This is a genomic window from Mesorhizobium sp. YM1C-6-2 (assembly GCF_003666685.1).
Classification (GTDB): Bacteria; Pseudomonadota; Alphaproteobacteria; order Rhizobiales; family Rhizobiaceae; genus Mesorhizobium_K.
The window spans coordinates 1-26,229 of record NZ_RCIZ01000013.1; the positions used below are offsets into that span (position 1 = coordinate 1).

21 protein-coding genes and 1 pseudogene are annotated in these 26,229 nt (G+C 65.8%); 9 read left to right on the plus strand and 13 right to left on the minus strand.

Annotated features, from left to right (window positions below):
* The 3 genes and pseudogenes from D8676_RS23325 to D8676_RS23335 form a co-directional block, all read left to right on the plus strand.
* Nucleotides 1-592 (plus strand): annotated as a pseudogene (locus tag D8676_RS23325) (hypothetical protein); the annotation flags it as partial.
* Between the two features lie 202 nt (nt 593-794).
* On the plus strand, nt 795-1,520 hold the full coding sequence (locus D8676_RS23330; RefSeq protein WP_121583498.1) for a L,D-transpeptidase: 726 nt from the start codon (nt 795-797) through the stop codon (nt 1,518-1,520).
* Between the two features lie 366 nt (nt 1,521-1,886).
* Nucleotides 1,887-4,484, plus strand: coding sequence for an autotransporter domain-containing protein (locus D8676_RS23335; protein WP_183097217.1), 2,598 nt, complete (start codon nt 1,887-1,889; stop codon nt 4,482-4,484).
* Between the two features lie 110 nt (nt 4,485-4,594).
* Here the strand turns inward: D8676_RS23335 and D8676_RS23340 are convergent, their stop codons facing one another.
* The 4 genes from D8676_RS23340 to D8676_RS23355 all read right to left on the minus strand — a co-directional run bounded on the left by D8676_RS23340 (nt 4,595) and on the right by D8676_RS23355 (nt 8,698).
* Nucleotides 4,595-5,206 carry an ABC-type transport auxiliary lipoprotein family protein gene (locus tag D8676_RS23340; protein ID WP_121583500.1) on the minus strand — a complete coding sequence of 204 codons (612 nt, stop codon included), beginning with the start codon at nt 5,204-5,206 and terminating at the stop codon, nt 4,595-4,597.
* A gap of 61 nt (nt 5,207-5,267) precedes the next feature.
* Nucleotides 5,268-6,641, minus strand: a complete 1,374-nt coding sequence (locus D8676_RS23345; protein WP_121583501.1) for an MlaD family protein — start codon at nt 6,639-6,641, stop codon at nt 5,268-5,270.
* 31 nt (nt 6,642-6,672) lie between these two features.
* Nucleotides 6,673-7,500 (minus strand): ABC transporter ATP-binding protein, encoded by an 828-nt coding sequence (locus D8676_RS23350; protein WP_121583502.1) that lies wholly within the window; start codon nt 7,498-7,500, stop codon nt 6,673-6,675.
* A gap of 10 nt (nt 7,501-7,510) precedes the next feature.
* Nucleotides 7,511-8,698, minus strand: a complete 1,188-nt coding sequence (locus D8676_RS23355; protein WP_121583503.1) for an ABC transporter permease — start codon at nt 8,696-8,698, stop codon at nt 7,511-7,513.
* A 78-nt stretch (nt 8,699-8,776) separates the two neighbouring features.
* Here D8676_RS23355 and dgcA point away from each other — a divergent pair, with 78 nt between their 5' ends.
* Nucleotides 8,777-9,760, plus strand: a complete 984-nt coding sequence (gene dgcA, locus D8676_RS23360) for an N-acetyl-D-Glu racemase DgcA (RefSeq protein WP_121583504.1) — start codon at nt 8,777-8,779, stop codon at nt 9,758-9,760.
* On the opposite strand, the gene D8676_RS23365 is transcribed toward dgcA, so the two are convergent.
* A complete protein-coding gene (locus D8676_RS23365) occupies nt 9,708-10,943 on the minus strand; it encodes an MFS transporter (protein ID WP_121583505.1) in 1,236 nt (411 codons plus the stop codon). The genes dgcA and D8676_RS23365 overlap by 53 nt on opposite strands.
* A 252-nt stretch (nt 10,944-11,195) precedes the next feature.
* Nucleotides 11,196-12,029: a UDP-2,3-diacylglucosamine diphosphatase gene (locus D8676_RS23370; RefSeq protein ID WP_121583506.1), complete on the minus strand. Its 834-nt coding sequence runs from the start codon at nt 12,027-12,029 to the stop codon at nt 11,196-11,198.
* 266 nt (nt 12,030-12,295) lie between these two features.
* On the opposite strand from D8676_RS23370, the gene D8676_RS23375 reads away from it, so the two are divergent.
* From D8676_RS23375 to D8676_RS23385, 3 genes are all read left to right on the plus strand, one after another.
* Nucleotides 12,296-13,075 (plus strand): SDR family oxidoreductase, encoded by a 780-nt coding sequence (locus D8676_RS23375; RefSeq protein ID WP_121583507.1) that lies wholly within the window; start codon nt 12,296-12,298, stop codon nt 13,073-13,075.
* A gap of 163 nt (nt 13,076-13,238) precedes the next feature.
* Nucleotides 13,239-15,560: an NADP-dependent malic enzyme gene (locus D8676_RS23380; RefSeq protein ID WP_121583508.1), complete on the plus strand. Its 2,322-nt coding sequence runs from the start codon at nt 13,239-13,241 to the stop codon at nt 15,558-15,560.
* Nucleotides 15,561-15,745: 185 nt separating this feature from the next.
* The gene (locus tag D8676_RS23385) at nt 15,746-16,873 is read left to right on the plus strand and encodes a DUF2865 domain-containing protein (RefSeq protein ID WP_245427103.1); all 1,128 of its coding nucleotides are present in this window, start codon (nt 15,746-15,748) and stop codon (nt 16,871-16,873) included.
* Here the strand turns inward: D8676_RS23385 and gltX are convergent.
* From gltX to D8676_RS23415, 5 genes are all read right to left on the minus strand, one after another.
* Nucleotides 16,791-18,164: a glutamate--tRNA ligase gene (gene gltX / locus D8676_RS23390; protein WP_121583510.1), complete on the minus strand. Its 1,374-nt coding sequence runs from the start codon at nt 18,162-18,164 to the stop codon at nt 16,791-16,793. The genes D8676_RS23385 and gltX overlap by 83 nt on opposite strands.
* A 154-nt stretch (nt 18,165-18,318) precedes the next feature.
* Nucleotides 18,319-20,121 (minus strand): ABC transporter ATP-binding protein, encoded by a 1,803-nt coding sequence (locus D8676_RS23395; RefSeq protein WP_121583511.1) that lies wholly within the window; start codon nt 20,119-20,121, stop codon nt 18,319-18,321.
* 245 nt (nt 20,122-20,366) lie between these two features.
* Nucleotides 20,367-20,783 carry a GNAT family N-acetyltransferase gene (locus D8676_RS23405; RefSeq protein WP_121583513.1) on the minus strand — a complete coding sequence of 139 codons (417 nt, stop codon included), beginning with the start codon at nt 20,781-20,783 and terminating at the stop codon, nt 20,367-20,369.
* 17 nt (nt 20,784-20,800) lie between these two features.
* Nucleotides 20,801-22,483, minus strand: a complete 1,683-nt coding sequence (locus tag D8676_RS23410) for an NAD+ synthase (RefSeq protein ID WP_121583514.1) — start codon at nt 22,481-22,483, stop codon at nt 20,801-20,803.
* A 74-nt stretch (nt 22,484-22,557) separates the two neighbouring features.
* Nucleotides 22,558-23,271: a DNA-3-methyladenine glycosylase I gene (locus D8676_RS23415; protein ID WP_121583515.1), complete on the minus strand. Its 714-nt coding sequence runs from the start codon at nt 23,269-23,271 to the stop codon at nt 22,558-22,560.
* 85 nt (nt 23,272-23,356) lie between these two features.
* Between D8676_RS23415 and D8676_RS23420 the strand changes: the two genes are divergently transcribed.
* On the plus strand, nt 23,357-23,917 hold the full coding sequence (locus D8676_RS23420) for a DUF1003 domain-containing protein (protein WP_121583516.1): 561 nt from the start codon (nt 23,357-23,359) through the stop codon (nt 23,915-23,917).
* Nucleotides 23,918-23,930: 13 nt separating this feature from the next.
* On the opposite strand, the gene D8676_RS23425 is transcribed toward D8676_RS23420, so the two are convergent.
* A complete protein-coding gene (locus D8676_RS23425; RefSeq protein ID WP_121583517.1) occupies nt 23,931-24,290 on the minus strand; it encodes a diacylglycerol kinase in 360 nt (119 codons plus the stop codon).
* Nucleotides 24,291-24,392: 102 nt separating this feature from the next.
* Nucleotides 24,393-24,812 carry a GFA family protein gene (locus tag D8676_RS23430; RefSeq protein WP_121583518.1) on the minus strand — a complete coding sequence of 140 codons (420 nt, stop codon included), beginning with the start codon at nt 24,810-24,812 and terminating at the stop codon, nt 24,393-24,395.
* A gap of 317 nt (nt 24,813-25,129) precedes the next feature.
* Here D8676_RS23430 and D8676_RS23435 point away from each other — a divergent pair, with 317 nt between their 5' ends.
* Nucleotides 25,130-26,215, plus strand: a complete 1,086-nt coding sequence (locus tag D8676_RS23435; RefSeq protein ID WP_245427104.1) for a GGDEF domain-containing protein — start codon at nt 25,130-25,132, stop codon at nt 26,213-26,215.
* The last annotated feature ends 14 nt before the right edge of the window (nt 26,216-26,229 follow it).

Here is a 26,229-nt window from a genome sequence, read left to right on the forward strand (position 1 = left end):
GGCGCCTGCCGCGCCCGCTCCGGCTGCCCAGGCGGCCCCCGCCGCTCCGGCACGCACGGCGACGCTGACTGCGGAACGTCCGCAGGCGGAAGCCCCTGCTCCGCGTCCGCGCGAGACCGCCCAGCGGACTCCGCAGGGCGGCTGGGTGCGCGATCTCCTGTCCAACGCCTCCCGCGAGGAAGCGGCGCCCGTGGCGGTCGCCGAGGCCCCGCGCCCGGCGCCGGCGCCGACCCAGCGTTCGCCGTTGCAGGTGGTGGAGTCGCTGAACTCGCTGTCGGTCGACATCGCCCGGGCGATCGACCATGACGCGTCGATCGAGCTGTGGGACCGATACCGGCGCGGCGAGCGCGACGTCTTCACGCGCCGCCTCTACACGCTGAAGGGCCAGCAGACCTTCGACGACATCCGCCGCAAATATCAGTCGGACGGCGAATTCCGCGCCGCGGTCGACCGCTATTGCGAGGATTTCGAACGGCTGTTGAAGGACGTCGCCCGCAGCGACCGTGACAACGTCATGACGCAGACCTACCTGACGTCGGATACCGGCAAGGTCTACACCATGCTGGCCCACGCCGCGGGCCGCCTGCGCTAGACCGCAGAGCACAGGATAGAGAAAGGGCGGGGTCATCCCCGCCCTTTCTGCTTTTACGGGTGTCGCGTGTCACCCCTGCAACACTCACGCAGAACTGATGGCCATGGGACCAAACGCTTGGTGGCGCGCCGTCGTTTTCTTGCCTATGGGTTCTTTCCGAATCGCCCGCCGAGGCGGTGAATTCTCGAGACAATGCAAAGACATGCCTGAATCCAGAAGCCGGACACTGACGCGCCGGGCCTTCCTCTCCATCTCCGCCTCTATCTTCGTCGCCGGCTGCGAGACCACGTCAGGTCCGAACGCGCCGCCGCCCTCGCCCGCCAGGCCGAGCCGGCAGTTGCCGCTGGGCTTGGCGTCCGATGCGGAACTGGAGGCGCGCTACGCTGCGGTCGAGGATAGCGGCCACCTCATCCCCGCGGTTCCTTTCCGGGACATGGATCCGAAAAACTATCGCCAGCGCGTCGTCGATCCGACCGGCGAGAAGCCGGGAACCGTCATCGTCGACACCGCGAACCGGTTTCTCTACCTGACCGAGCCGGGCGGTACGGCGATGCGATACGGCGTCGGTATCGGCCGCGATGGCTTCGCCTGGCAGGGCGAAGGCATCGTTCACTGGCGACAGCCCTGGCCGCGCTGGAAGCCTCCGGCGGAGATGATCGCGCGCCAGCCCTCGCTGGAGAAATATTCCGTGGCGAACGGCGGCATGGCCCCGGGCATCGCCAACCCGCTTGGCGCGAGGGCGCTCTACATCTTCCAGAACAACCAGGACACGCTCTATCGCCTGCACGGAACGGCGGAATGGCGCTCCATAGGCAAGGCCGCGTCCGCCGGATGCGTCCGCCTGGTCAACCAGGACGTCATCGACCTTTATCGGCGCGTGCCCCATCACGCCCGCATCGTCGTGCATCAGTCGCCGCTGGCGGTATGAGAGGTCGTTAGAGGCCACATCGGCGCGGGCGATTTCAGCGCCCTCGCCGCGATACCCGACCGGCAGGCGGTCACAAACGCCAGGCCGGCAGCCCTTTTTGTGGCATTGTCGCCACAGGTCCGGCCTTTTGCACGCGCAACCCGGCGCTTCTGGCGTTGTGTTGTCACCGCATGCGCGTATGTTTTTTGGAATCATCCGGCTCGTCGATGCCAGTCTCGCCGGAGGGACTTGGGGCATCGCGCTGGCTGCGCCTGCCTGAAACGGGGGCCGAAGGAGGCCATATGCACGGCGCTGACCGTGCCGGCTTCTTGCCGCAGTCGGTCCCGGCCTGAGGGGGGCGGGTGCATGACGAAATTTCGGGGGGCCTTGTCCTGCGGCGTCGCGCTCGGCGCGCTGTTGGCGGCGGGCGGCGCATTGGCCGGCGATTTCACCGTAGAAAGCGGCGATACGGAAACCTCCACCCAGGAAATGCTCGACCCTGATGATGTCGGCTTGATCGAAGCCGGAGGCGCAATCAGCACTATTGATGGCAACGAACTCGGCGTCTCGATGGAGAACGCCAATCAAACCGTTACCAACGATGGCGATGTCACGACATTGGGAACGAGTGCCTTCGGCATCTCGTCCCAGGGAGCCGACGCCCGCATCAACAACAACGGTGACATCACGACGTCGGGCTTCGCGGCCGATGGCATCTTTTCCCTGGGAGCCGACGCCCGGATAGCTAACAGCGGCAACATTACGACGTCGAACGTTAGTGCCGACGGTATCAACACTGCTGGCGAAAACGCACAAATCAACAACAGCGGCGCAATCACCACTTCTGATGGCACCAGTCGCGGCATCGTATCCACAGGCGGCTACGTCCAGATTGCCAACACCGGCGACATCACAACGTCGGGGAGTTCAAGCTATGGCATTGTTTCCTCCGGGACCGACGCACAGATTAACAATAGCGGCGACATCGTCACTTCGGGGCTTAATGGGTTCGGCATTCACTCCTTCGGGGAAGACGCCCAAATCGCAAACAGCGGAAACATTACGACGTCGGGAACGGATGGCTACGGCATATACTCCCGCACCACCGCAACCAACGCCCAGATCGACAACAGCGGCGACATCACCACCTCGGGTGCTACCGCCTACGGCATCTTTTCCGCAGGGGCCGACGCCCTGATCACCAACAGCGGCGACATCACCACATCGGGTAGCGGAGCGCACGCCATCCAATCCACCGGGCAAGGCGTCCGCATCACCAACAGCGGCATCGTCTCTGCGGCTAGCGGCAATGGCATGTTCATCAGCGGCGCCGACGGCCGGATCACCAACAGCGGCAACATCTCGGGGACAGGCGGTGCCGGCATTTATGTCTATGACTCAGCCACCAACATCCAGATCACCAACAGCGGCGGCATCTGGGGGACGTACACCGGCATACACGCCCAAGGTAACGACGCCCGGATCACCAACAGCGGCGGCATCTCGGGCAACGTCGGCGTTTGGGTCTATGGTTTTGCCGACAATGTCCGAATCGCCAACAGCGGCAGGATCTCGGGAAATGAATACGGCGTCTTGGTCGATGCCAACACCACCGACGCCCTGATCATCAACAGCGGCACCATCATGACACCCGATGGACAAGGCATCGTGTCCCTCGGCGCAGCGCCCACCGTGACCAACTCCGGAAGGATCATCTCCAGCCTAAACACCTACGCGATTTTCTTCGCCCAGCAGAACGCCACGCTGAACCTGTTGGCCGGCAGCGTCATCCAGGGCGGCATCGGCTTCAGCAACGCCGAAGTCTCGGCCACGCTCAACATCGGCCCCGGCCTGAACATGGTGATGAGCTTTGCGGACGTTCCAGGGACCATCAATACCTTCGGCGCGCCCATGGCGGTCCAGGGGCCGCTGGTAGCAGTCGTCGATCCGACCGGCTTCTCGGCGCAGGACGAGATGCTGACCGATTTGACGCGGGCGATCGCCAATGCCGTCGACGGGCGCATCAACGCCGCCCGCTTCGGTTATGTGCCACCCGCCACCCCCCTTCTCTCCTATGCCGAGGCCGACGGCCCGGCGGACGCGGCAACCACCGCATTCGGCTATCCGGCGGGGACCGCCGGCGCGGCATCGCCGGGCCACGGTTTCTGGGCGGCCGGCATCGGCGCCTACCGCAACCAGGACGCCGATGGCCCTGACGTCGGCTTCGACACCGGCCTCGGCGGCCTGCTGGTCGGCTATGATGTGCAAGTGTCCGGCGGCACGCGCGTCGGCGGCTTCCTCGGCGCGTCGGCCTCCCGCTTCGAGACCGACGCCAACTCGCAGGAGATCGACGCCGACAGCTATTTCGGCGGCGTCTATGGCAGCTATTCCGGCCAGACCTATTTCCTCGACGCATCGCTGACCGGCGGCGTCACCCAACAGTCGAGCGACCGGACCGTCGCCAACAATCTTGTCATCGGCGGCATCGAGCACGCCAAGGCGGATTACGACGGCGTCTTCGTCAGCCCGTCGGCCACAATCGGCACCACCTATGCGATGTCAGGCGGCACGCTGATTCCGAGTTTCCGCGCCCGCTATGCCGGCCTGTTCCTCGACGGCTACGAGGAGCACGGCTCGGCAGCCGACATGACGGTCGACGACCGCGACGTCAACGTCTTCGATTTCCGCGCCCAGCTTGCCTATGCGCTTGCCGCAAGACCGCTGAACGGCGGCGTGCTGCACACCGCGTTCCGCTTCGGCGCCGACGCCACCTTCGCCGACAATGACGACGTAGAGGCCGTGCTGCTCGGCACGGGGCTCAACTTCAGCGTCAACGGCGGCGACACGCTGCGCGGCTTCGCCGGCGTCGACCTCTCCTGGCAGGCAGCCGGCGGCGCCGACTTCTTCCTCGGCGCCGAAGCCGGCTACGACAGCGGCGACGCCTTCACACTCGACGTGCTGGGCGGCCTGCGCATACCGCTTTGAGCTCTCGTGACGGGCGACGTCCCAGGCAGCGCTGCTCGGGTCGGAACGGCAGGGCCTGACCTGCGGCCCCATCGTCCCGAACGATGTAGTCGGCCGGCGCTGACGGCGGTTCAGATGATCTTGCCGGTCCAGTCGACGATCTCGACCGCCGCCTGCCCGAAGGCGGCGTCCAGCGCGCCGACATAGGCGTCGTTGCCTTCACCTCTGACGGGAGCCGTGGCCATGAAGGTCTTTTCGGCACGCACCGTGCCGTTGCGGTCGTTGAGCAGCCGCACGAACAGTTCCACGTCGGCGCGTGAGGCGCCGTCGACGCGCACCTGGAAGGCGCGGATCTCGACGATCACCTGGTAGTCGATCGCCAGCCCCTCGCCCGGCCTGCCCACGCCCTTGAATTCGCCCGAGCGCTGGAACGTCTCGGCCAGCCGCGCCTGCACGACCCTGGGCAGCCGGTCGGCCCATTGCGCGCCCTTGAGGTACTGGATGTTGCCCGGCGCAGGCGAGATCACGATGTTCTGCCCATCGAGCGCCTTCAGCGCGGAAGGCTCGGCAATCAGGATCTGGCGATGGCTGCGGCCGCGCCCGTCGCCGGCGGCAGGCGCGGTCAGCTCATAGGTGTCGAGCGGCGTCGAGCCGCCGCCAAGCAGTGCGCAGCCCGAAAGCAGGATCGACAGTGAAACGACCCCCGATATCAGTCCGACTGCTCTCAAAATGCGTCCCCGCATTGACGCCGTGCCGGAGCCGGCAATCCCTCTACCGGTTTCTTGCGGGTCACGGCCATCAATGTCAACGCCGGAGGCGGCCGTCATACTGCCGTACCGTGCCGTCCCCGCCGGTGATGATGCGCTGCGGGTTGCGTTCGAGGTCGCTGATCGCCTGCTCGATCCGGTTGACCGACCGGCGGCTGTCCTGCACCAGCGCCTCGACGTCGCGCAGGCCCTGCCCCGAGAATCGGCCGAGCCCTTCCATGATCGTGCCGAGCCTGGAATTCAGCGTGTCGGCGACCTGCCGGAACGCCTTCAGCGTCTCGCTGGCGTCGGCCATCACGCCTTCCGCCTCGCCGGAACCGAGCAGCTTGTCGACCTTGACCAGTATGCCGTCCACCCGCGTCGACGCCTGGTTCAGCCGGCCCGAGATCTCGCGGGCGTCGCTGATCACCTTGTCGATGTCGTCGGCGCGCGGGCTGAGCTTGCCGGTGAATTTCGATATGTCGGCTGCCGCCGCTTCCGCGCTGGCGCTTGCCTTCTCTATGTTGGCCAGCGCCTTGCGCACCGTTTCCGCGTCGACCCCTTCCAGCACGCCGTCCACCTTGGTCAGCGTCTGCTCGGCCTGCTGCGCGAAGTCGTTGATCGATCCCACCGCCTTGTCGACCCCGCCGACGATCTGGTCGAAGCGGGCGCTCTGCTCCTTCAGGCTGTTGGTGAACGTCTCGACATTGCCGACGATATTCTCGATCTTCTGGCGATCGACCGAATTCAGCAGCTCCTCGGCCGCCTTCAGCGTGCCGTCGAGCTTGCCGGAAACGCCAGCGAGCTCTTCGGACAGCGCCGACACGCTCGACAGGAACTTGTCGATCCCGTCCGCATTCGCCGCCAGCGCATCGGAGAATTTCTGCGCATTCTGGGCCGTCTGCGTCAGCGGCCCGCGCACGTCGCGCGTGAACCCCTCGAGGTCGGAGAGCACGTTGTCGGCGCGCTGGAAGATGTCCTGCGCCGTCTGCAGGAGGTTCGTCACCGCCGACGGATTGGCGGTGATCTCCGCGACGGTCTCGTCCCGCTCGGCCTCGTCGAGCAGGTTTGGCTCCCTGATATCGGCGCCCTTCAGCTCGATGTTCGACTGCCCCGTCAGGCCGGCGATGCCGATGTCGGCCTGCGTCGACTTGGTGATCGGGGTCAGCCGGTCGATCTCCGCATCGGCGATGGCGACGGTCGGATTGAGCACGTCGATATAGACGCGGCGGACATCGCCGACCCTGACGCCGTTGAAGAGCACGGCGCTGCCGCGCCCGAGACCCGACGCGGAGCCCGGGATGCGGACGCGCAGCAGGGCCGTCTCGCCGCGGTCGCCGATCGCCGCCGTCCAGTAGACGAAAATGAAGGCGGCGACGATTGCGACCAGCGTGAAAATGCCGACGATGACGTAATTGGCTCTGGTTTCCATTCCGGCCCTTGTTCTTCAGTCTCCGGCTCTTTCAGCCCTGCTTGCGCCCCGCAAGGTCGAGCTGGCGTGCCCGCTTGCCCCGGAAATAGGATTTCACCCACGGCTCCTCGCTGGCGAGCATATCCTCGATGGTCCCCTCGATCAGTACCTTCTTCTTGCCCAGCACCGCCACGCGGTCGCATGTCGAGAACAGGCTGTCGAGGTCGTGCGTCACCATGTAGACGGTCAGGCCCATCGTGTCGCGCAGCTTGACCACGAGTTCGTCGAACTCGGCCGCGCCGATCGGGTCAAGGCCCGATGTCGGCTCGTCGAGGAACACGATCTCCGGATCGAGCGCCAGCGCCCTGGCCAGAGCGGCGCGCTTGATCATGCCGCCGGAAAGCTCGCTCGGATATTTCCGCGCCGCGTCCGAAGGCAGGCCGACAAGCTCGATCTTGAGCAGCGCAAGCTCGTTCATCAGCGCCCGCGGCAGGTCGAGATATTCCCGCATCGGCACCTGTATGTTCTCCAGCACCGTCAGCGCCGAGAACAGCGCGCCGTGCTGGAACAGCACGCCGACGCGCATATCGAGCCGCAGCCGCTCCGCTTCGGTCGCCTTGTCGAGATCGACGCCGAACAGCTCGATCGTGCCCGAGCGTTTCTTGTTCAGCCCGAGCACGGTGCGCAGCAGCACCGACTTGCCGGCGCCCGATGCGCCGACGAAGCCGAGAATCTCGCCGCGCCGCACGTCGAGCGAGAGGTTCTCGAGCACGACATTGTCGCCGAAGGCGACCGTCACGTCGCGCACCGAGAGCACCACCTCCGATCCGGCCGTGGCCGGCCGGTCGTTGCGCGTCTCGATCTGGGCTGCTTCGCTCATGCCGCTTTCCCTAGAAATCGATCGCGGCGTAGAAAATGGCGAAGGCGCCGTCGAGGATGATCACCACGAAGATCGACTTCACCACCGAGGCGGTGACGTGGCTTCCGAGCGATTCGGCGCTGCCGCCGACCTTCAGCCCCTCCACTGCCCCGATGATGCCGATGATCAGCGCCATGAACGGCGCCTTGATCAGCCCGGCGAAGATGGTCGAGGTGTCTATGGCGATCCGCAGACGGTCGATGAACTGCACCGGCGCTATGTCGCTGTACAGCCACGAGACGAGGATGCCGCCGCCCAGCGCCGCGAAATTGGCGAGGATCGACAGGCAGGGCAGCGCCACGACCAGCGCCACCAGCCTCGGGAACACCAGCACGCCGATCGGGTTCAGCCCGATCACGGTCAGTGCATCGACCTCCTCGCGCATCTTCATCGAGCCGATCTCGGCGGTGATGGCGCTGCCCGAGCGGCCGGCGATCATGATCGCCGTCATCAGCACGCCGAGTTCGCGCAGCACCAGGATGCCGACCAGGTCGACGACGAAGATGTCGGCGCCGAAATAGGAAAGCTGGTAGGCGCCCTGTTGCGCCACGATCGCCCCGACGATGCCCGACATCAGCACCACCACAGGGATGGCGCCGACGCCCATGCGGTCGATCTGCGAAAAGATCGCCGCCATGTTGATGCTGTGGCCACGGCCGAGCTTCATCTGGCCGCCGCGAATGGTGGCGCCGAGTATGTTCATCGCGGCAAGGAAGTCGTCGCGCATCTCGTAGACGCGCTCGCCGATTCTCGCCAGGAAGCGGATGATGAGGCCAGGCTCTCCCTCCGCGCCGCGCCCGCCCGTCCTACCGGCAGCGTCGCCCACCGCGCCGAGCAGGATCTCCGAGACTTTGGTCTGCCCGTCGATGCGCGTCTCCAGGCCCTGGGCGCGCGCCGACGACAGCAGGCGCTCGATCAGCCAGGCGCCGGCCGTATCCATCCTTCCCACCTTGGAAAGGTCGACGACCAGCGTGCGGAATCCGTTGCGGGTCGGAATGGCGCGCATCGCCTTGTCGACCGCCGCCACCCGCCTGGTCGTCCAGTTGCCGGCCAGCCGGCAGGTCAGCACGTCGCCCTCGACGCTGCTTTCCACGCTCGGATCGAGGTTGGGCGCTTCGCCGCCGGCCGTCTCCGTTTTCCCTTTGGCGTTGATAAGCATGATGAATCGTCTTAACCCGTCGCGCCACCGCTGTCGATTTGACGGCCATCCCTTCGGGCCGCTCCGGAGCAGATAAACATGAACCGTGTCCTTTCGGTCGCCGAGGAACGTTTTCCTATCGCCGGAACCTTCACCATTTCACGGGGATCGAAGACAGAAGCCGAGGTTGTCGCCTGCACGATCGCCGAGGGCGGAAACTCCGGCCGGGGTGAATGCGTTCCCTACCGCCGCTACGGCGAGACGGTTGCAGGCGTCCGCGCCGAGATCGAGGCCGCCGCGGCCGCGGTTTCCGGCGGCATCACCCGCCGGGACCTGCTGAAGATCATGAAGCCTGGCGCGGCCCGCAACGCCGTCGACTGCGCGCTCTGGGACCTGGAAGCCAAGCTTTCCGGCGTCCGTGTCGCCGAAACGCTCGGCATTGCCTCCCCCGCGCCGCTCGAAACCGCCTTCACCCTCTCGCTCGCTTCGCCGGACGCGATGGCCGCGCAGGCCCGCGAAAACGCCGCGCGGCCCCTGCTCAAGGTCAAGATCGGCGGCGACGGCGACATCGCCCGCATCCGCGCCGTGCGCGATGCCGCGCCGAAGAGCCGGCTGATCCTCGACGCCAACGAAGGCTGGACCGGCGACAACATCCGCGAAAACCTCGCCGCCGCCGCCGAACTCGGCGTTTCGCTGGTCGAGCAGCCCCTGCCGGCCGGCAGGGACGCGATCCTGGCCCAGATCGACCGTCCCGTGCGCGTCTGCGCCGATGAGAGCGTGCACACCGCCGAGGGCCTGGAAACGCTCGTCGGCCTCTACGACGCGGTCAACATCAAGCTCGACAAGACCGGCGGGCTCACCGCGGCCCTCGAACTGCGCGACCGCGCCAGGGAATTGGGTTTCGGCATCATGATCGGCTGCATGGTCGGCACCTCGCTCGCCATGGCGCCGGCCGTCCTGCTCGCGCAGGGCGCCGATTTCGTCGATCTCGACGGGCCGTTGCTCCTGGCGCGCGACCGCGAGCCGGGCCTCATCTATCGCGGCTCGCTGGTATCCCCGCCGGAGCCCGCGCTCTGGGGCTAAGCGCTGCAGCAATAATTAGCCCGAGCCCCAGCACGGCGATAACCGCCATCACATAAAACCCGTCGCCACCGAGCCGCTCATAGAGCGGCCCGCAGGCCAGCGTCACCACGCCGGTCGAAAAGCCGTTGGCGAAATAGGCCACGCCCTGCGCGGCGCCGGTGCGCGCCTCCGGCACGGTCTCGCCGATCATCTTCTGCAGGCCGATCAGGAGCAGCCCCGTCGACAGCGCATGCAGCGTCTGCACCGCGAAGAAGCCCGGCACGCCGAGCCCGAGCGGCTCGATCATCGGAAAGGCTACCCAGCGCAGGACGGCGGCAGCACCCGCGATCATCAGCACCGCATTCGCCGAAACCCTGCCGAAAACCCGGTTGAACACCAGGAATACGCAGACTTCCGCCACCACCGACCAGGCCCAGAGGAAGCCGATCGTCGAATCGCTGATGCCGATATCCTTCCAGTAGATCGACGCGAAGCCGTAGAGCAGCCCGTGGCTGGCGACGATCACCCCGGTGCCGCTGACGAAGAAGAGAAAATACCGGTTGAAAAGCCTCGGCGCCGCCTCCTGCAGCCCGGCTGCCGACAGCGGCGAGGCGACGCGCGGCCTGCCCATGCGCGGCGTCACCAGCGCCGCCGCGAGTGCGGCGAACAGTCCGAAGGCGATCATATAGGGCACCGCGTCGGCGCTGGTCGCGGCAAGGATGATGCCGCCGAAGAAATTGCCGCCGAGGAAGGTCAGAGACCCCCAGATGCGCATCTTCGGATAGTTCGATCCGAAGCGCCTGACGCCCGACAGCGCCAACGAATCGGCCAGCGGCGATTGCGGCGTCCAGAACACGTTGAGCGCCAGCGTCACCGCCAGCACCACCGCATAGGTCGGCGACAGGAAATAACCGAGCGACAGCAGGAAGGCGGCCACCGAGATCGCGATCAGCACGTTGGCCCGGTCGCTTGCCCGGTCGGCCAGGCTGGAGATGATCGGCGTCGTGACGACGCGCAGGAAGATCGGCGCCGACAGTATGATCGCTATCTCTTCCGGCCCGAATCCCTTGGCCGCCAGCCAGAGCGGGAAATACGGCACGTTCACGCCGAGCGACAGGAACACTGCCGCGAAGATCAGCGATATCCTGAGTTCGAAATGGCGCGGCTTGACGAGCTGTTCAGGCTGGAGAGACGGCAAGGACATGGGGGACGGACGGTCCGGCTGGCGCTGCTCGGACCGGGCGCCGAGAGTCGAGCCCCCTTATCATGCAAGGCTTGCCGGCGGAACTGGCTGGACCAATCGTCGCGGGCGGCGGCACGGGCAGAGGTGCTGAGCCGAGCACGCCGAGCTTCGCCGCGTGGCGGTCGGCGGCCCGGTGGGGCCGGGCCACCGTCTCCATGAAACGGCGGGACGACTCGACGGCCGCCTTGCGATGTCCAGGCATCGTGGCGCCTCTCAGGCGGCTTCGACCGACCGTTCGATCAGCCGTGCGTCGATCGTCACCGGCACCAGCCTGTCCGGCGAGAGCGACGGCGTCGCCCTGATGTACGGCCAGTGGATGATCTCCATCGTGCCGTCGAAATGCTCGACCACGGCCGTGCAGCTTTCCACCCAGTCGCCGGTGTTGATGTAGCGGACATCGCCGAATGTCTCGATCGCCGCGTGGTGGATGTGGCCGCAGATGACGCCGTCCACGTCGGAGCGTCTGGCTTCCTCGGTCAGCACGTCCTGGAAAGCGCCGATGAAGTTCACCGCCTGCTTCACCTTGATCTTGGCCCAGGATGAGAACGACCAGTAAGGCAGCCCCATCCCCCGCCGCACGCGCGCCACCAGCCGGTTGGTCAGCATGGCGAATTCGTAGGCGCGGTCGCCCAGATAGGCGAGCCAGCGCACGTTCATCACCACGGTGTCGAACTGGTCGCCATGGATGACCAGATATCGCTTGCCGTCGGCGGCGATGTGGACCGCGCGGTCGGCGACCACGATGCCGCCGAAATGCGTGCCCTGGAACATGCGCAGGAACTCGTCGTGATTGCCGGCGAGATAGGTGATGCTGGTGCCCTTGCGCGCCTGGCGCAGCAGCTTCTGCACCACGTCGTTGTGCGTCTGCGGCCAGTGCCAGGACCGGCGCAGCCGCCAGCCGTCGACGATATCGCCAACCAGGAAGATCGTCTCCGCCTCGTGGTGCCTGAGGAAGTCGATCAGGAAATCCGCCTTCGCGGCTCTCGATCCGAGATGCACGTCGGAGATGAAAAGGGTGCGGAACTGCTTGGTGGCCTGGCCCTGCATGGTCGTCCAACCGTTGCGTTTTGAGGTGCCTATGCCCCGATTCATGCAACAGGCGTGTGACGGTTCCCCTTGAGAGGAGAGTGGTCGGTTGTGCATTCGGCCGAAGGCCGCAAGCTCGACCGTGCGTCGCGCGTTATGATGCGCCCCCGCGGAGGGCCAGCCGCCGGCAGGCGGCGAAAGGACGACACACCCCGTGAGCGCAAGACAGACGGTTGCGGCATCCACCGGCCACGGCTAGCTTCCGGGCCAAACACAGGAGAAGAAAAATGGACCTCGGCATTCGCGGAAAGAAAGCCATCGTCTGCGCATCGAGCCGCGGGCTGGGCAAGGGTTGCGCCGAAGCGCTGGCGGAAGCCGGCTGCGACCTCGTCGTCAACGGCCGCGACGAGGCCGTGCTTGCCCGCACCGCAACCGAGATTCGCGACCGTTTCGGCGTCGCCGTCACCGAGGTGCCGGGCGACGTCGCCGATCCGGCGATCCAGAAGCGGCTCCTCGCCGCCGCTCCGCAGCCCGACATACTGGTGAACAACAATGGCGGCCCGCCCTACCGGCCGTTCAGCGAGCTCGACCGCGAGGCGATCCTGAAGGGCGTCACCAACAACATGGTGGCGCCGCTGGAGCTCATCCAGGCGGTCATGGGCGGCATGGCGGAGCGCGGTTTCGGCCGCATCGTCAACATCACTTCGCTCTCCGTCTACATGCCGATCCCCGGCCTCGACCTCTCCTCCGGCGCGCGCGCCGGCCTGACCTCCTTCCTCGCCGGGGTGGGACGGACCGTTGCCGACAGAAACGTCACCATCAACCATATCCTGCCCGGCAAGCTCGACACCGACCGCCTGCGTGGCCCGCATGAGCCGGGCTCGGTCGAGGATCCGGCCGCCGCCGCCAAGCGAAAGGCCGAGCAGGCCGTCGGCATACCGGCCAAGCGTCTCGGCACGCCGCAGGAGTTCGGCCAGGTCTGCGCTTTTCTCTGTTCGGTGCACGCCGGCTACCTGACCGGCCAGAACATCCGCGTCGACGGCGGGCTTTATGTCAGCGCCTTCTGACCCCTGGCCTGAATCGATCTCGCAGCCGGCCCCACCAAACTGTTGGAATCGGCGGGTTTTTACCGGCCGCGTCCGATCGCCGCTTTTTGCTCCGACGGCCTCGCAAATCCGCCCGTGCATGATAGAACGCCATTGACGTGCCCAAGGGATGGAGCGGATCGGGATGGAGACGGACAAACAGAAAATCGCGCGCTTCGACCTCGACCAGGCCGCGCTTTTCTTCCACAAATACCCAAAACCCGGAAAGCTGGAGATCCAGGCGACCAAGCCGTTAGGCAACCAGCGCGACCTCGCGCTCGCCTATTCGCCCGGCGTCGCCGCGCCTTGCCTTGCGATCCGCGACGAGCCTGACCTCGCCGCCGACTACACCGGCCGCGCCAATCTCGTCGGCGTCGTCTCCAACGGCACGGCCGTGCTCGGCCTCGGCAATATCGGCCCGCTGGCCTCAAAGCCGGTGATGGAGGGCAAGGCCGTCCTGTTCAAGAAATTCGCCGACATCGACGTCTTCGACATCGAGATCGACGCACCCGACATCGAGCGCATGGTCAGCACGATCTCTGCGCTGGAGCCGACCTTTGGCGGCATCAACCTCGAGGACATCAAGGCACCCGAATGCTTCGAGGTCGAGGAACGCCTGAAGGCGGCGATGAGCATTCCCGTGTTCCACGACGATCAGCACGGCACCGCGATCATCGTCGCCGCCGCCGTCCTCAACGGGCTGGAACTCGCCGGCAAGAACCTCTCCGAGGTCAAGATCGTCACCTCGGGCGCGGGAGCGGCCGCCCTCGCCTGCCTGAACCTCCTCGTCTCGCTCGGCGCAAAGGTCGAGAACATCTGGGTCACCGACCGTTTCGGCGTCGCCTACAAGGGCCGCGTCGATGAGATGGATCGCTGGAAGGACCCCTTCGTCAAGGACACCCCGCACCGCACGCTTGCCGACGTCATTTCCGGCGCCGATGTCTTCCTCGGCCTTTCCGCCGCCGGCGTGCTCGGCCCCGATCTCCTGAAGGACATGGCGTCGAAGCCGCTGGTTCTGGCGCTTGCCAACCCCACCCCTGAAATCATGCCGGACGTGGCGCGCGCCGCCCGCCCCGACGCGATGATCTGCACCGGCCGCTCGGACTTCCCCAACCAGGTCAACAACGTGCTGTGCTTCCCCTACATCTTCCGGGGAGCGCTCGACTGCGGCGCGCGCGCCATCAACGAGGAGATGAAGATGGCGGCGGTGCGCGCCATTGCCGCCCTCGCCCGCGAGGAGCCCTCCGACGTCGCCGCCCGCGCCTACGCCGAGGAGACGCCGACCTTCGGCCCGGATTTCCTCATCCCCTCGCCCTTCGACCCGCGCCTCATCCTGCGCATCGCGCCCGCCGTCGCCAGGGCCGCCTGCCAGAGCGGCGTCGCCGCGCGCCCGATCGAGGATTTCGACGCCTATGTCGACAGGCTGAACCGCTTCGTCTTCCGCTCCGGACTGGTCATGAAGCCGGTCTTCTCCATCGCCAAGAGCGCACAGTCCAAGCGCGTCATCTATGCCGACGGCGAGGACGAGCGCGTGCTGCGCGCCGCCCAGGTGGTGCTCGAGGAAGGCATCGCCGAGCCGATCCTCGTCGGCCGCCCCAACGTCGTCGACGTCAGGCTCAAGCGCTACGGGCTGCGCATCCGCCCGGGCGTCGACTTCGAGCTCATCAATCCCGAGGACGATCCGCGCTACCGCGCCTATGTCGATCTCCTCATCGAGCTGATGGGTCGGCGCGGCGTCACCCAGGAGGCGGCCCGCCTCATGGTCCGCGGCAATCCGACAGTGATTGCGGCGCTGACCGTCAAGCGCGGCGATGCCGACGCCATGATCTGCGGGCTGGAGGGCCGTTTCGAGCGCCATCTGCGCAACGTCACGCTGATCATCGGCCGCCGCCCCTCGATCCAGGACCGCGACCTCTCCACGCTCTCCATGCTGATCGCCCAGCGCGGGGTGATCTTCCTCACCGACACCTATGTCACCATCGATCCCACCGCGGAGGAGGTCGCCGAGATGACGGTGCTCGCCGCCGAGGAGATCCGGCGCTTCGGCATCGAGCCGAAGGCCGCGCTGCTGTCGTTCTCCGACTTCGGTTCGCGCGACGCGCCGAGTTCGCGCAAGATGCGCCGCGCCGGCGAGATCCTGCGGGAGATCGCCCCCGACCTGGAGTTCGACGGCGAGATGCATGCCGACAGCGCGATGTCGGAACTGCTGCGCCAGCGCGTGTTTCCGCATTCGAGGCTGAAGGGCGAGGCGAATCTGCTCGTCTTCCCGAACCTCGACGCGGCGAACATCACCCTCAATGCTCTCAAGCAGATGTTGGATGCGCTGCATGTCGGGCCGATCCTGCTCGGCACCGCCAAGCCGGCCCATATCCTGACGCCCTCGGTCACCTCGCGCGGCATCGTCAACATGACGGCGCTGGCCATCGCCGAGGGTGCTCACAAGACGCAGGAGGCCGCGCAGGCGTGATCTCGCGCGCGGACGCGGGCGGCGACACGATCCGAACGAAGGATTAACCTCGCCGTCGCTAGATTTGCCAATCATCGATTCATGCGGCGGGAATGCAACGAATGGCGGTAAGACCGCAAAGTCTTGGCCGGCTTGCCGCATTGATTGCAGCGACCTTTGTCCTGGCATCTTTGTCCTTCGAGGCTATGGCGGCCAGTTCCCGCGTCTGCCGCCAGTTGGAAGCCGAGCTCGCTTCCGGCGGTGGCGGTGGCCGCTCCTCGGCGCAGTTGCGCAAGCAGGACGCATCGATCGCCCGGCAGCGCGAGCAGTTGCAGATCGCCAAGCGGGAAGCCCGCCGCGCCGGCTGCGGTTTCCGGCTCTTCGGCGGCTCCAATTCATGCAGTTCGGTCAATCTCAAGATCGAGAAGATGGAGCGCAACCTCCAGGCGCTTCAGCGCCGCCGCTCGGCCGATGCGGGCTCGGGGAGGTCGCGCTCCCAGATCATGGCGGCGCTGCGCGCAAACGGTTGCCGCGACGATGCCGCCGCCGAACGCCGCCCGCCGCAGATCCTGGACGGCCCGCGCAACCTTCTCGACCAGATTTTTGGAGGCGGCGTCCGCCAGCGCGGGTCGATAGAGGAGCTTGGCGAACCACCAGGCCGGCGAGATGACAACAGGAACGTCCGCCGTGCCCCGCGAGAGCCCGAGGGCGGCTGGGTGAACGATGGCGGCCGCATCCGCTATTCGGCGCCGCCCGGCAGCTACCGCACGCTCTGCGTGCGCACCTGCGACGGCTATTATTTCCCGATGTCGAGCGCTTCGTCCCCATCCGACTTCGAGCGCGACCAGGCCAACTGCCAGACGAGCTGTCCCGGGACGGATGTGCAGATCTACTACCACCGCCAGGGCCAGGAATCGGAAGCCATGGTCTCCGGGCTCTCCGGCCGGCCCTATGCCGACCTTCCCGCTGCCTGGCTCTACAAGCAGGCCGGGACGCCGAGCCCGGCCGGCTGCGGTTGCAATGTACCGAGAAATGGCGAGGCGAAGAACTACAGCATCATCGCCGGCAATCCGCCGGCCACACCACCCGCCGAAGAACCTGTCACGCCCCGCCCGACCGGCCGCCCCGATCCCGCCGCCGACCCCGAGACGCTGGACAACCTCGAAGGCGGGCTCGACGCCGAGGCCTTGCGGCGTGCGGCGCTGGCGCCGAAGGTCAACAGATCGAAGTCTCCGGCGGAAGAGCGCAGGATCAGGGTCGTCGGGCCTGTATTCCTGCCCGACCCAAAAGAGGCAGCAGATCCGCAAGCTCCGGGCCTGAATCCAATCCGGTGAGCGCGAGGCGGAGCGGAGCGTAGAGCATCTTGCCCTTGCGGCGCGTCTCTTCCTTCACCGTGTCGATCCAGCTCTTCCAGGTATCGCCGTCCCAAGGCTCCTGCGGCAGCAGGTCGAAGGCCTTCTGGACGAACTCCCGGTCGTTCTCCGAAAAGTCGGGCGGCACGTCGGGTCCCCGCTGCACGATGCGCCACCAGTTGGTGGCGTCCGAAAGCTTGTCGAGATTGCCGCGGACGGCGAGCCAGAACGGCTCCGCGTGGTCGCCCATGATGCCGAACGCCGCCAGCCGATCGCGCGCCTCGTCGAACGGCATCTGACGCAGCAGATCGCGATTGAGCGCATTCAGGTCTTCCGGGTCGAACTTGGCCGCCGATTTCGAGGTCGCGCCGAGCTCGAAACGCTGCGCCAGATCGGACATGGACGGCGCCGCCACCACGTTTTCGGAGGTTCCGGTGAGCACGGCGAGCGAGGCGACGGTCATTGGCTCCATGCCTGCTTCGCGCAGGCCGGCGATCGACAGCGCGCCCGTGCGTTTCGACAGCGCTTCGCCGGTCGATGTCGTCAGCAGATTGTGATGGCCGAAGGTCGGCGGCTCGGCGCCCAGCGCCTTGAACAGGGCGATCTGCACGCCGGTGTTGGTGACGTGATCATCGCCGCGGATGACGTGGGTGATGTCCAGGTCGATGTCGTCGACGACCGAAGGCAGCGTGTAGAGATAGGTGCCGTCCTCGCGGATCAGGATCGGGTCGGACAGCGAGGCCAGGTCGATCGTCTCCTCGCCGCGTACGAGATCGTTCCACTCGACCTCCGTCCGTTCGGGCTCCATCGGATCGTTGCGGAAGTTCGGCAGCAGGAAACGCCAGTGCGGCCTGCGCCCATCCGATTCATATTCGGCGATCTGGGCGTGCGTGAGCTGCAACGCCTCGCGTCCATAGACCGGCGGCAGTCCCCGTGTGCGGCGTATCTTGCGCCTGAGGTCCAGTTCCTCCGGCGTCTCGTAGCAGGCATAGAGCACCCCTGCCCGCTTCAGCCTGTCTACCGCGCCCTCATAGATTTCGAAGCGCCGCGACTGGTACTCGGTCGCGTCCTGGAAGATGCCGAGCCAATGCAGGTCGTAGAGGATTGCGTCGGCATATTCCTGCCGGGAGCGCGCCACATCGGTATCGTCGAAACGCTGGACGAAGTTGCCGCCGTTCTTCATGGCGAACAGCCAGTTGAACAGCGCCGTGCGGGCATTGCCGATATGGATATGGCCGGTGGGCGACGGGGCGAAGCGAACGGTAACGGTCATTGGCGGGCCGTAAACAAAGGTTCCGGAAGTTACAACACAAATCGCCTCTGCACCCGCCGGCGAGACATAAAGCATGCGGTCCGGCTTGGGAAGTGCCGGCTAACCTACGGGTACGGAAGAACTGCCCGGCTGCATATGGCAGCCGGGCAGCATGTCAGGCCAGGCCCTTGGTCAGCTCGAGGGCCTGCCGCTCGAACAGCCGGCGATAGATGCCATTCTCCTTGCGCACCAGCGCCTCGTGCCTGCCCTCCTCGACGATCTTGCCGCGGTCGAAAACCAGCAGCCGGTCGAGAGCTTTCACGGTCGACAGCCGGTGCGCGATTACCAGCGTCGTGCGGCCGGTCATCAGCCGTTCCATCGCCTGCTGGATCAGCACCTCCGATTCCGAATCGAGGCTCGACGTGGCCTCGTCGAGGATCAGGATCGGCGAGTCGGCCAGGAAGGCGCGTGCGATCGCCACGCGCTGGCGCTCGCCCCCCGACAGTTTTACGCCGCGCTCGCCGACCAGCGTCGAATAGCCCTTCGGCAGCCGCACGATGAAGTCGTGCGCGCTGGCGAGCTTCGCCGCATGTTCGATCTCCGCCTGGCTGGCGCCGGGCCTCCCATAGGCGATGTTCTCGGCCAGGGAGCGGTGGAACAGGATCGGCTCCTGCTGCACGATGGCGATCTGCGACCTCAGCGACGCCTGCTTGGCATCGGCGATGTCCTGCCCGTCGATCAGGATGCGGCCCTGGTTCACGTCGTACAGCCGCTGGATCAGCTTGACGAAGGTGGTCTTGCCGGATCCCGAATGGCCGACGAGGCCGACGCGTTCGCCGGGGCGGATCGACACCGAGAAGTCACGATAGAGCGGCGTCAGGTGACTGCCGTAGTGAAACGTGACGTTCTCGAACTCGATGCCGCCGGCGCCGATGCGAATCGGACGCGCGCCGGGCCGATCGGCGACGCCGTGTGGCTGCGCCTGCATGTCGACCAGCTCCTCCATGTCGTTCACCGAACGCTGCAGGTTGCGGATGTGCTGGCCGATGTCGCGCAGGTAGCCCTGCAGCAGGAAGAACGAGGTCAGCACGAAGGTGATGTCGCCCGCGCTCGCCTGCCCGCTAGACCACAGGAACAGCGCAAAGCCGATGATCGCCGCGCGCATGACGAGCAGCGTCGCGCCCTGGGTGGTGCCGTTGATTGTGCCGCGCGCCCAGGTGCGCCTCGTGCGGCCGCGCCATTTGGCGACCACCTTGGCGAAGCGCGTGTCCTCGCGGGTTTCCCCACCGAACGCCTTCACCACGGCATTGCAGCTGACGGCGTCGGCGAGAGAGCCGCCGAGCTTCGTGTCCCACGTATTGGCGAGCCGCGCCGCCGGCGCGACATAATACAGCGACAGCGCGGCCGTCAGCCCGATATAGGCGAGCGAGCCCGCCGCCACGATCAGGCCCATCGTCGGCCATGAGACGGCGAACAGCACCGTCGAGCCGATCAGCATGACCAGCGAAGGCAGCAACGCTATCAGGATCGTGTCGTTCAGCAGGTCGAGCGCCCACATGCCGCGTGTGATCTTGCGCACCGTCGATCCGGCGAAGCTGTTGGCATGCCAGTCGGTCGAGAAGCGCTGCACGCGGTGGAAGGCATCGGCGCCGATGTCGGCCATCATCTTCAGCGTCAGCTCGATGATGGCCATGAAGCCCATATGCCTGAGCAGCAGCGCCCCGATCGCAAGCCCTATCAGGGCCGTGAAGGCGGCGATGGCCGCATTCCAAGCGACAGGGTCGGACGCGCTGCCGCTCGCCACCGCATCGACGAGCCGGCCGGCATAGAGCGGCGTCAGCACGTCGGCGACGGTTGCGGCCAGGAACGCGGCAGTGATCAGCGAGAGCCGCACCGGCTGCCGCCGCCAGTGGGTCCAGGTGAATCCAAGAACGCTGCGGAAGGCGCCGCCGCGCAAATCGATGCGAAAACGAGACATGATGTGCTGGCGTCCGGTCGGGACGCCATCCTCGAAAAATCAGGCTGTGCAGGTCCGCGATGTCGCTGAAAACAGGCTTGATCGCGATGTGGAAGCGCCGCAAAGGCGCTTTTCAACCGTGCGGGATCAGTTCCCGGCGGTCAGGGAGGCGACGTCAAATTCCAGCATTCAGACCTCCCTGTTCGAGTCACGCGAGCGGCGCTTATAACCAGACGAGGCTGTCCCGCCAAGAGCGAAAACGCGAATTATGATCCGTCGGCAGCTGTCACCGGCCGGTCGAGCCGCATCTCGTTGCCGTCTGTCGTCGGCCTGAACCCGAAGCGCGCGTAAAGGCCGTGCGCATCGGAGGTGTTGAGCATCCAGGCGGACACCAACCTCAATTCGGGATGGTCGAGCAGCGCCTCGATGAGCGCCTTGCCGACGCCCTTGCCGCGATGCTCGGGCCAGACGATCACGTCGGATATACGCGCGAACACGGCGCGGTCGCCCGACGCGCGGGCGAAGCCGACTTGCCGTCCGTCGATCAGCGCTATGGCGCAGACCGAATTCTCGAAAGCACGCCGGTTCACCGCGTCCGTCCGCTGGCCGCCCCAATAGCTCGCCTTCAGCAGGTCGGAGGTCGCCTGGAAGTCGAGCCGCGCAAGATCGTGCGAGATTTCCATGGTCGGCCGGCGATGCGCTACTGCCCGTCGCGGAACCGGTTGGTGATCGGATAGCGCCGGTCGCGGCCGAAATTCTTCTTGGTGATCTTCACGCCGGGGGCCGCCTGCCGCCTTTTGTATTCGGCGATGTAGAGCAGGTGCTCGACACGCGCCACGGTCGCGCGGTCGTGGCCGCGCTCGACGATCTCGTCGATGCCCATCTCGTTCTCGACCAGGCACTCGAGGATATTGTCGAGGACAGGATAGGGCGGCAGCGAATCCTGGTCGGTCTGGTCGGGGCGAAGCTCGGCCGACGGCGCCTTGTCGATGATGTTCTTCGGGATGACCTCGCCGGAGGGACCGAGCGCTCCGGGCGGCACGGTCGTGTTGCGCCAGGCGGCCAGCGCATAGACCTGCATCTTGTAGAGGTCCTTGATGGGATTGAAGCCGCCGTTCATGTCGCCGTAGAGGGTGGCGTAGCCGACCGACATTTCCGACTTGTTGCCGGTCGTCACCACCATCGAGCCGAACTTGTTGGAGATCGCCATCAGGATGGTGCCGCGCGTGCGGCTCTGCAGGTTTTCCTCGGTGATGCCTTCCCCGGTGCCCTCGAAAAGCTGCGTCAGCGCATGCGAAAAGCCTTCGACCGGCTCGAAGATCGGCACGATGTCGTAGCGGCAGCCGAGCGCGCGGGCGCAGTCCTCGGCGTCCTTCAGCGAATCCTTCGATGTGTATTTGTAGGGCATCATCACGGCCCGCAGCCGCTCCTCGCCGAGCGCGTCGACCGCGAGCGCTGCGCAGATCGCGGAATCGATGCCGCCCGACATGCCGAGCACGACGTTCCTGAAGCCGTTCTTGTTCACATAGTCGCGCAGGCCGAGCATGCAGGCGCGATAGTCGGCCTCCTCCTTCTCGGGGATGCGCGACATCGGGCCTTCGACGCAGACCCAGCCGTCGCCGTTCCTCTTCCACTCGGTGACGACCAGCGCCTCCTCGAACTGGCTCATCTGGAAGGCGAGCGACTTGTCGGCCTGGATCGCGAAGGAAGCACCGTCGAAGACGAGTTCGTCCTGGCCGCCAAGCTGGTTGGCCCAGAGCAGCGGCAGGCCGCTCTCGATCACCTGGCGGATCGCCACCTGATGGCGCACGTCGACCTTGCCGCGATAATAGGGCGAGCCGTTCGGCACCAGCAGGATTTCCGCCCCGCTCTCGGCCAGCGTCTCGCAGACGCCGAGATCGCCCCATATGTCCTCGCAGATAGGGATCCCGAGCCGCACGCCACGGAAATTCACCGGCCCTGGCATCGAGGGACCGGCCTGGAAGACGCGTTTCTCGTCGAATTCGCCGTAGTTCGGCAGGTCGAGCTTGAAGCGCTCGCCGAGGATCTTGCCGCCATCGGCGACGATGATCGAATTGTGCACGCCGCTGGCCCGCTTGAGGGGCGTGCCGACGATGACGCCCGGCCCGCCATCCGCCGTGTCTTCCGCGAACCGGATCACGGCCCGCTCGCAGGCGGAAAGGAAGGAACGCCTGAGCACGAGGTCTTCAGGCGGATAACCTGCGATGAAGAGCTCCGTGAACAGCACGAGGTCGGCGCCCTGGCGAGCGGCGTCCGCCCTCGCCTCTCGCGCCTTGGCGAGATTGCCGGCGACATCGCCGACGATCGGGTTGAGTTGCGCGACGGCGATGCGCAGCACGTCTGGAGCGGTTTGCTTGGCCATGGCGAGCGATGTAGCGCGGCGCTCAACCGCCCGCAATGCCGATGGCCGCCGCTTCGCTTGGACCACCCCCGCCGCTATTCGCCCATATAGGCCTGCAGGACCTCCGGCGGATTGTTCTCGCCGATCGACATCGAAAGGATGCGCGAGATGTGCATCCGCGGCAGGCCGGTCTCCTTCACCCACGCATTGATCTGGTCCTGCACCTTCTTCAGGTCCTTCTTCGAGGTCGGCGCCTCGGCGATGTCGAGGCCGGCGTCGCGCAGCGCAGCCGCCATGTCCCGTGAAACGATGTAGGTGTCCCAACCGAGCCAGCGCAGCAGATACTGCCCCGTCGCGCCTCCGAGCCGGCTGCCATGCTTGCCGAGATAGGCGGTCAGGCCGATCTGGTCGTCGGCCGGCCACGCCGCCAGGAATTTGCCAAAACTGCCGTGCTCCTTCGAGACGCGGTCGACGAAGGCGGCGTTCTCGCGCACCGACATGATCTTCTGGCCGTTGCGCACGATACGCTTGTCCGAACTCAGCTCGTGCCAGAAATCCTCGGGCTGGAAGAGCAGCGTCCTCGGTTCGAAGCCAAGGAAGGCTTCCTCGAAGCCCGGCCATTTCTGCTGGATGACCCGCCAGACGAACCCGGCCGAGAATATGCGCTCCGCCATGGTGGAGAGAATACGGTCGTCCGGGACCTTGGCCAGCGCCGCATTGTCGGGCTTGGAGCCGAGCAGCCTGTCGAGCACCGCCTCGCCGCCCTTGCGCTTGGCGGCGCGCTCCTTGATCTTCTTGAAGCTTGGCATCGCTCGGCTCCTGCTTTTCCGACGGGCCGGCATACTCCTATAAGGAGCCGGGACTGCCAAGCCTGAGACGAGCATGGAGGAAGCCATGGCGAAAACCGTTGCCGAACTTGCCGGCCGCTGGCTGAAACGCCAGCCGGAAGCGCTGAGCGAGCAGGAGAACCGCGTCCTCGAAAGCACCGTGGAACGCAAGCCGATCTCGCGCGACGTGAACATCGCGGTCGCGCGCAGCGAGGGTTTTGGCGATTGGCTCGCCGACACGATCGCCCGTGTCGGCGGCTCCTGGAGCTTCATCATCTGCGCGATCGTTTTCCTGGCCCTGTGGACCTTCGGCAATGCCTGGCTGCTCGGGCGCGAGAACTTCGACCCCTACCCGTTCATTTTCCTCAACCTTTTGCTCTCCATGGTCGCCGCGCTCCAGGCGCCCATCATCATGATGTCGCAGAACCGCCAGGCGGAGCGCGACCGGCTCGACGCCTCGCACGACTACGAGGTCAATCTGAAGGCCGAGATCGAGATCATGGCGCTGCATGAGAAGCTCGACGAGATGCGCCACAGCCAGATCATGATGCTGCGCGACGACATGACGAAGCTGGCCGCCCAGCTCGACCGCATCGAGGCGACGCTGGTGAAAGCCAGTCCCGGCTAGGGCAGTTTCCGGACTAAAACGGTATTCCCGAGATCGTTTCGACCACCGCGAGGCCCCAGACGATCAGGGCGATCAGGATCGAGATCAGCACGGCGAGCGAGCCGCAATCCTTGGCGAGCTGGATGTCGATGTGGAATTCGCGCGAGACGGCGTCGCAGGCCGCCTCGATGCCGGTGTTCAGCACTTCGACCATGATCAGGAGCAGGATCGAGCCGACGAGCAGCCAGTAGCCGCGCCAGGAGGTCGACAGGAACCACGCGACGGGTATGGCAGCGGCGAGCAGCACGAGTTCCTGCTGGAACGCCTTTTCCGACGTGGAGAGCCTGCGGAAGGCGCGAACCGAATTCTGCCAGGCCTTGATCAGGCGTTCCATGAAATCCCCTCAAACGGACGGAAAGCGTCGCTTTACAGCATGAATCGCGAAAATGGGAACGGAATATGACAGCGAGCCGCCAGCCGCCGCAGCGTGCCGGGCTCAGTCGTCGGCCACCTTGATATCAGGCGTCGAGCGCTCGAACTGCGGCAGGCCGTCGGCGATGGCGTAGTAGTCGCCCTTGTCGGCGACGAAGATATGCGCCTCGGCCTTCAGCCCGCTCGGCTGCTCGAAGGCGCCGGCCATCACGGAAATCTCGTCCGACGTGTTGTGCTTCCAGAACAGCGCCGAGCCGCAGACGGAGCAAAACCCCCGCCTCGCGTAGGGCGAAGCCCGGTACCAAGTAATTTTTTCGGCACCTTCGATCGCCAGGTCGTCATCGGCGACATTGGTTGCGGCATAATAGTGGCCGGTCTGCTTCCGGCATTGGGAGCAATGGCAATAGACCACGCCTCTCAGCGCTCCTGAAGCAGCGAAGCGCACTGCGCCGCAAAGACACGATCCCTTGTGCGAAGTGGTCATGCATTACTCCTGCTGAACTCTCGCAATTCTGGCAGAATTCTTGCGGCCGTGCTGGAGATTTTGCGACAGCCGCGATCTGTGCCCGACATGCGTTGGCCGGACCCGGCGCCGCGCTGGCCTTCGCCCGGGCCATCACGCTCAAGCCGTTTCAAATTAAGGAAAACTTAGCTCGACCTTCCCTATAGTCGCCCGACGCGGAGATTGCTCGGGGGCGTGCAAATCTTCGCGGCATGGCCGCACTTTTCCGCTTGGCGCTCCCGAGTTCCGGCAGCTTGTTCGTCATCATCGCAACCCGTGATGGCGGCGGAGTTGTAGTGATGCAAGATGGAGTCGAGATGCAGCCTGCAAGCGCCGCGGTGGACCGGACTCCGGATCTGGCGAATTCCGTGCTCCTCACGATGCGCCAGCTCGGGGTGATCGCCCTGCCCCGCAACTATGAGATTTTCTATGAGGCGCTGTCGGGCTCCAACCCGGAGCTCAGCCTTGAGATCGTCTCGATGAGCAAGCGGCCGACACAGGATGAGCTCGACCGCATCGGCCGCAAATATTTCGCCGGCAACCATGCCAGCGGCATCGTCGAGCATGCCCGCGAGACCCTCGCCAACGAACTGGAGGAGATCGCCTCCATCATTCGCAACGAGCGCAGCCATGTCGAGAAATACGGCCGCATGCTCGACCAGACGGCGGAAGGCCTCAACGGCCGCCTCGTCAGCAAGAACGTGCTGCAGAAGATCGTCGAGGTGATGTCGGTCGCGACGACCTCGACCATCGACCACGGCAAGGAGGTGGTGAACGCGCTCTCCGACAAGTCGAACGAACTGGAGAGCGTGAAGTCGAAGCTCGAGGAATACAAGCGCCTCGCCAACACAGATCCGCTGACCCAGATATGGAACCGGCGCGCCTTCGACCGCGAGATCGCCGGCATCTACAACAGCAACCGCGGCGTCCTGTTCAAGGCGCTGATCCTTGCCGACATCGACCGTTTCAAGGCGATCAACGACCGTTTCGGCCACCCCGTCGGCGACAAGATCCTGCAGAGCGTCGCGGACATACTGCGCTCCTCGGTCCGCCAGGACATGTTCGTCGCCCGCACCGGCGGCGAGGAATTCGCGCTGATCGTCGAGGGCGCCAGCGAGGACGCCACTTTCGAGATCGCCGACCGCATCCGCCTGCTGATCGAGCAGACGCCCTTCGTGAACAGCCAGACCGGCCTGCACTACGGCTCGGTCACCGTCTCGATGGGCATCTGCATGGCCTCCGAGGCCGAAGGCCCCGAAGACCTCTACTCGAAGGGCGACCGGGCGCTCTACCGGTCCAAGGTGGCGGGCCGCAACCGCGTCACGCGGTTCTCGACACTGTCGGAGCGGGCCGGCAAGAGCTGGATGCTCTACAGGAAGGACTGAAGCACGACGGCGGC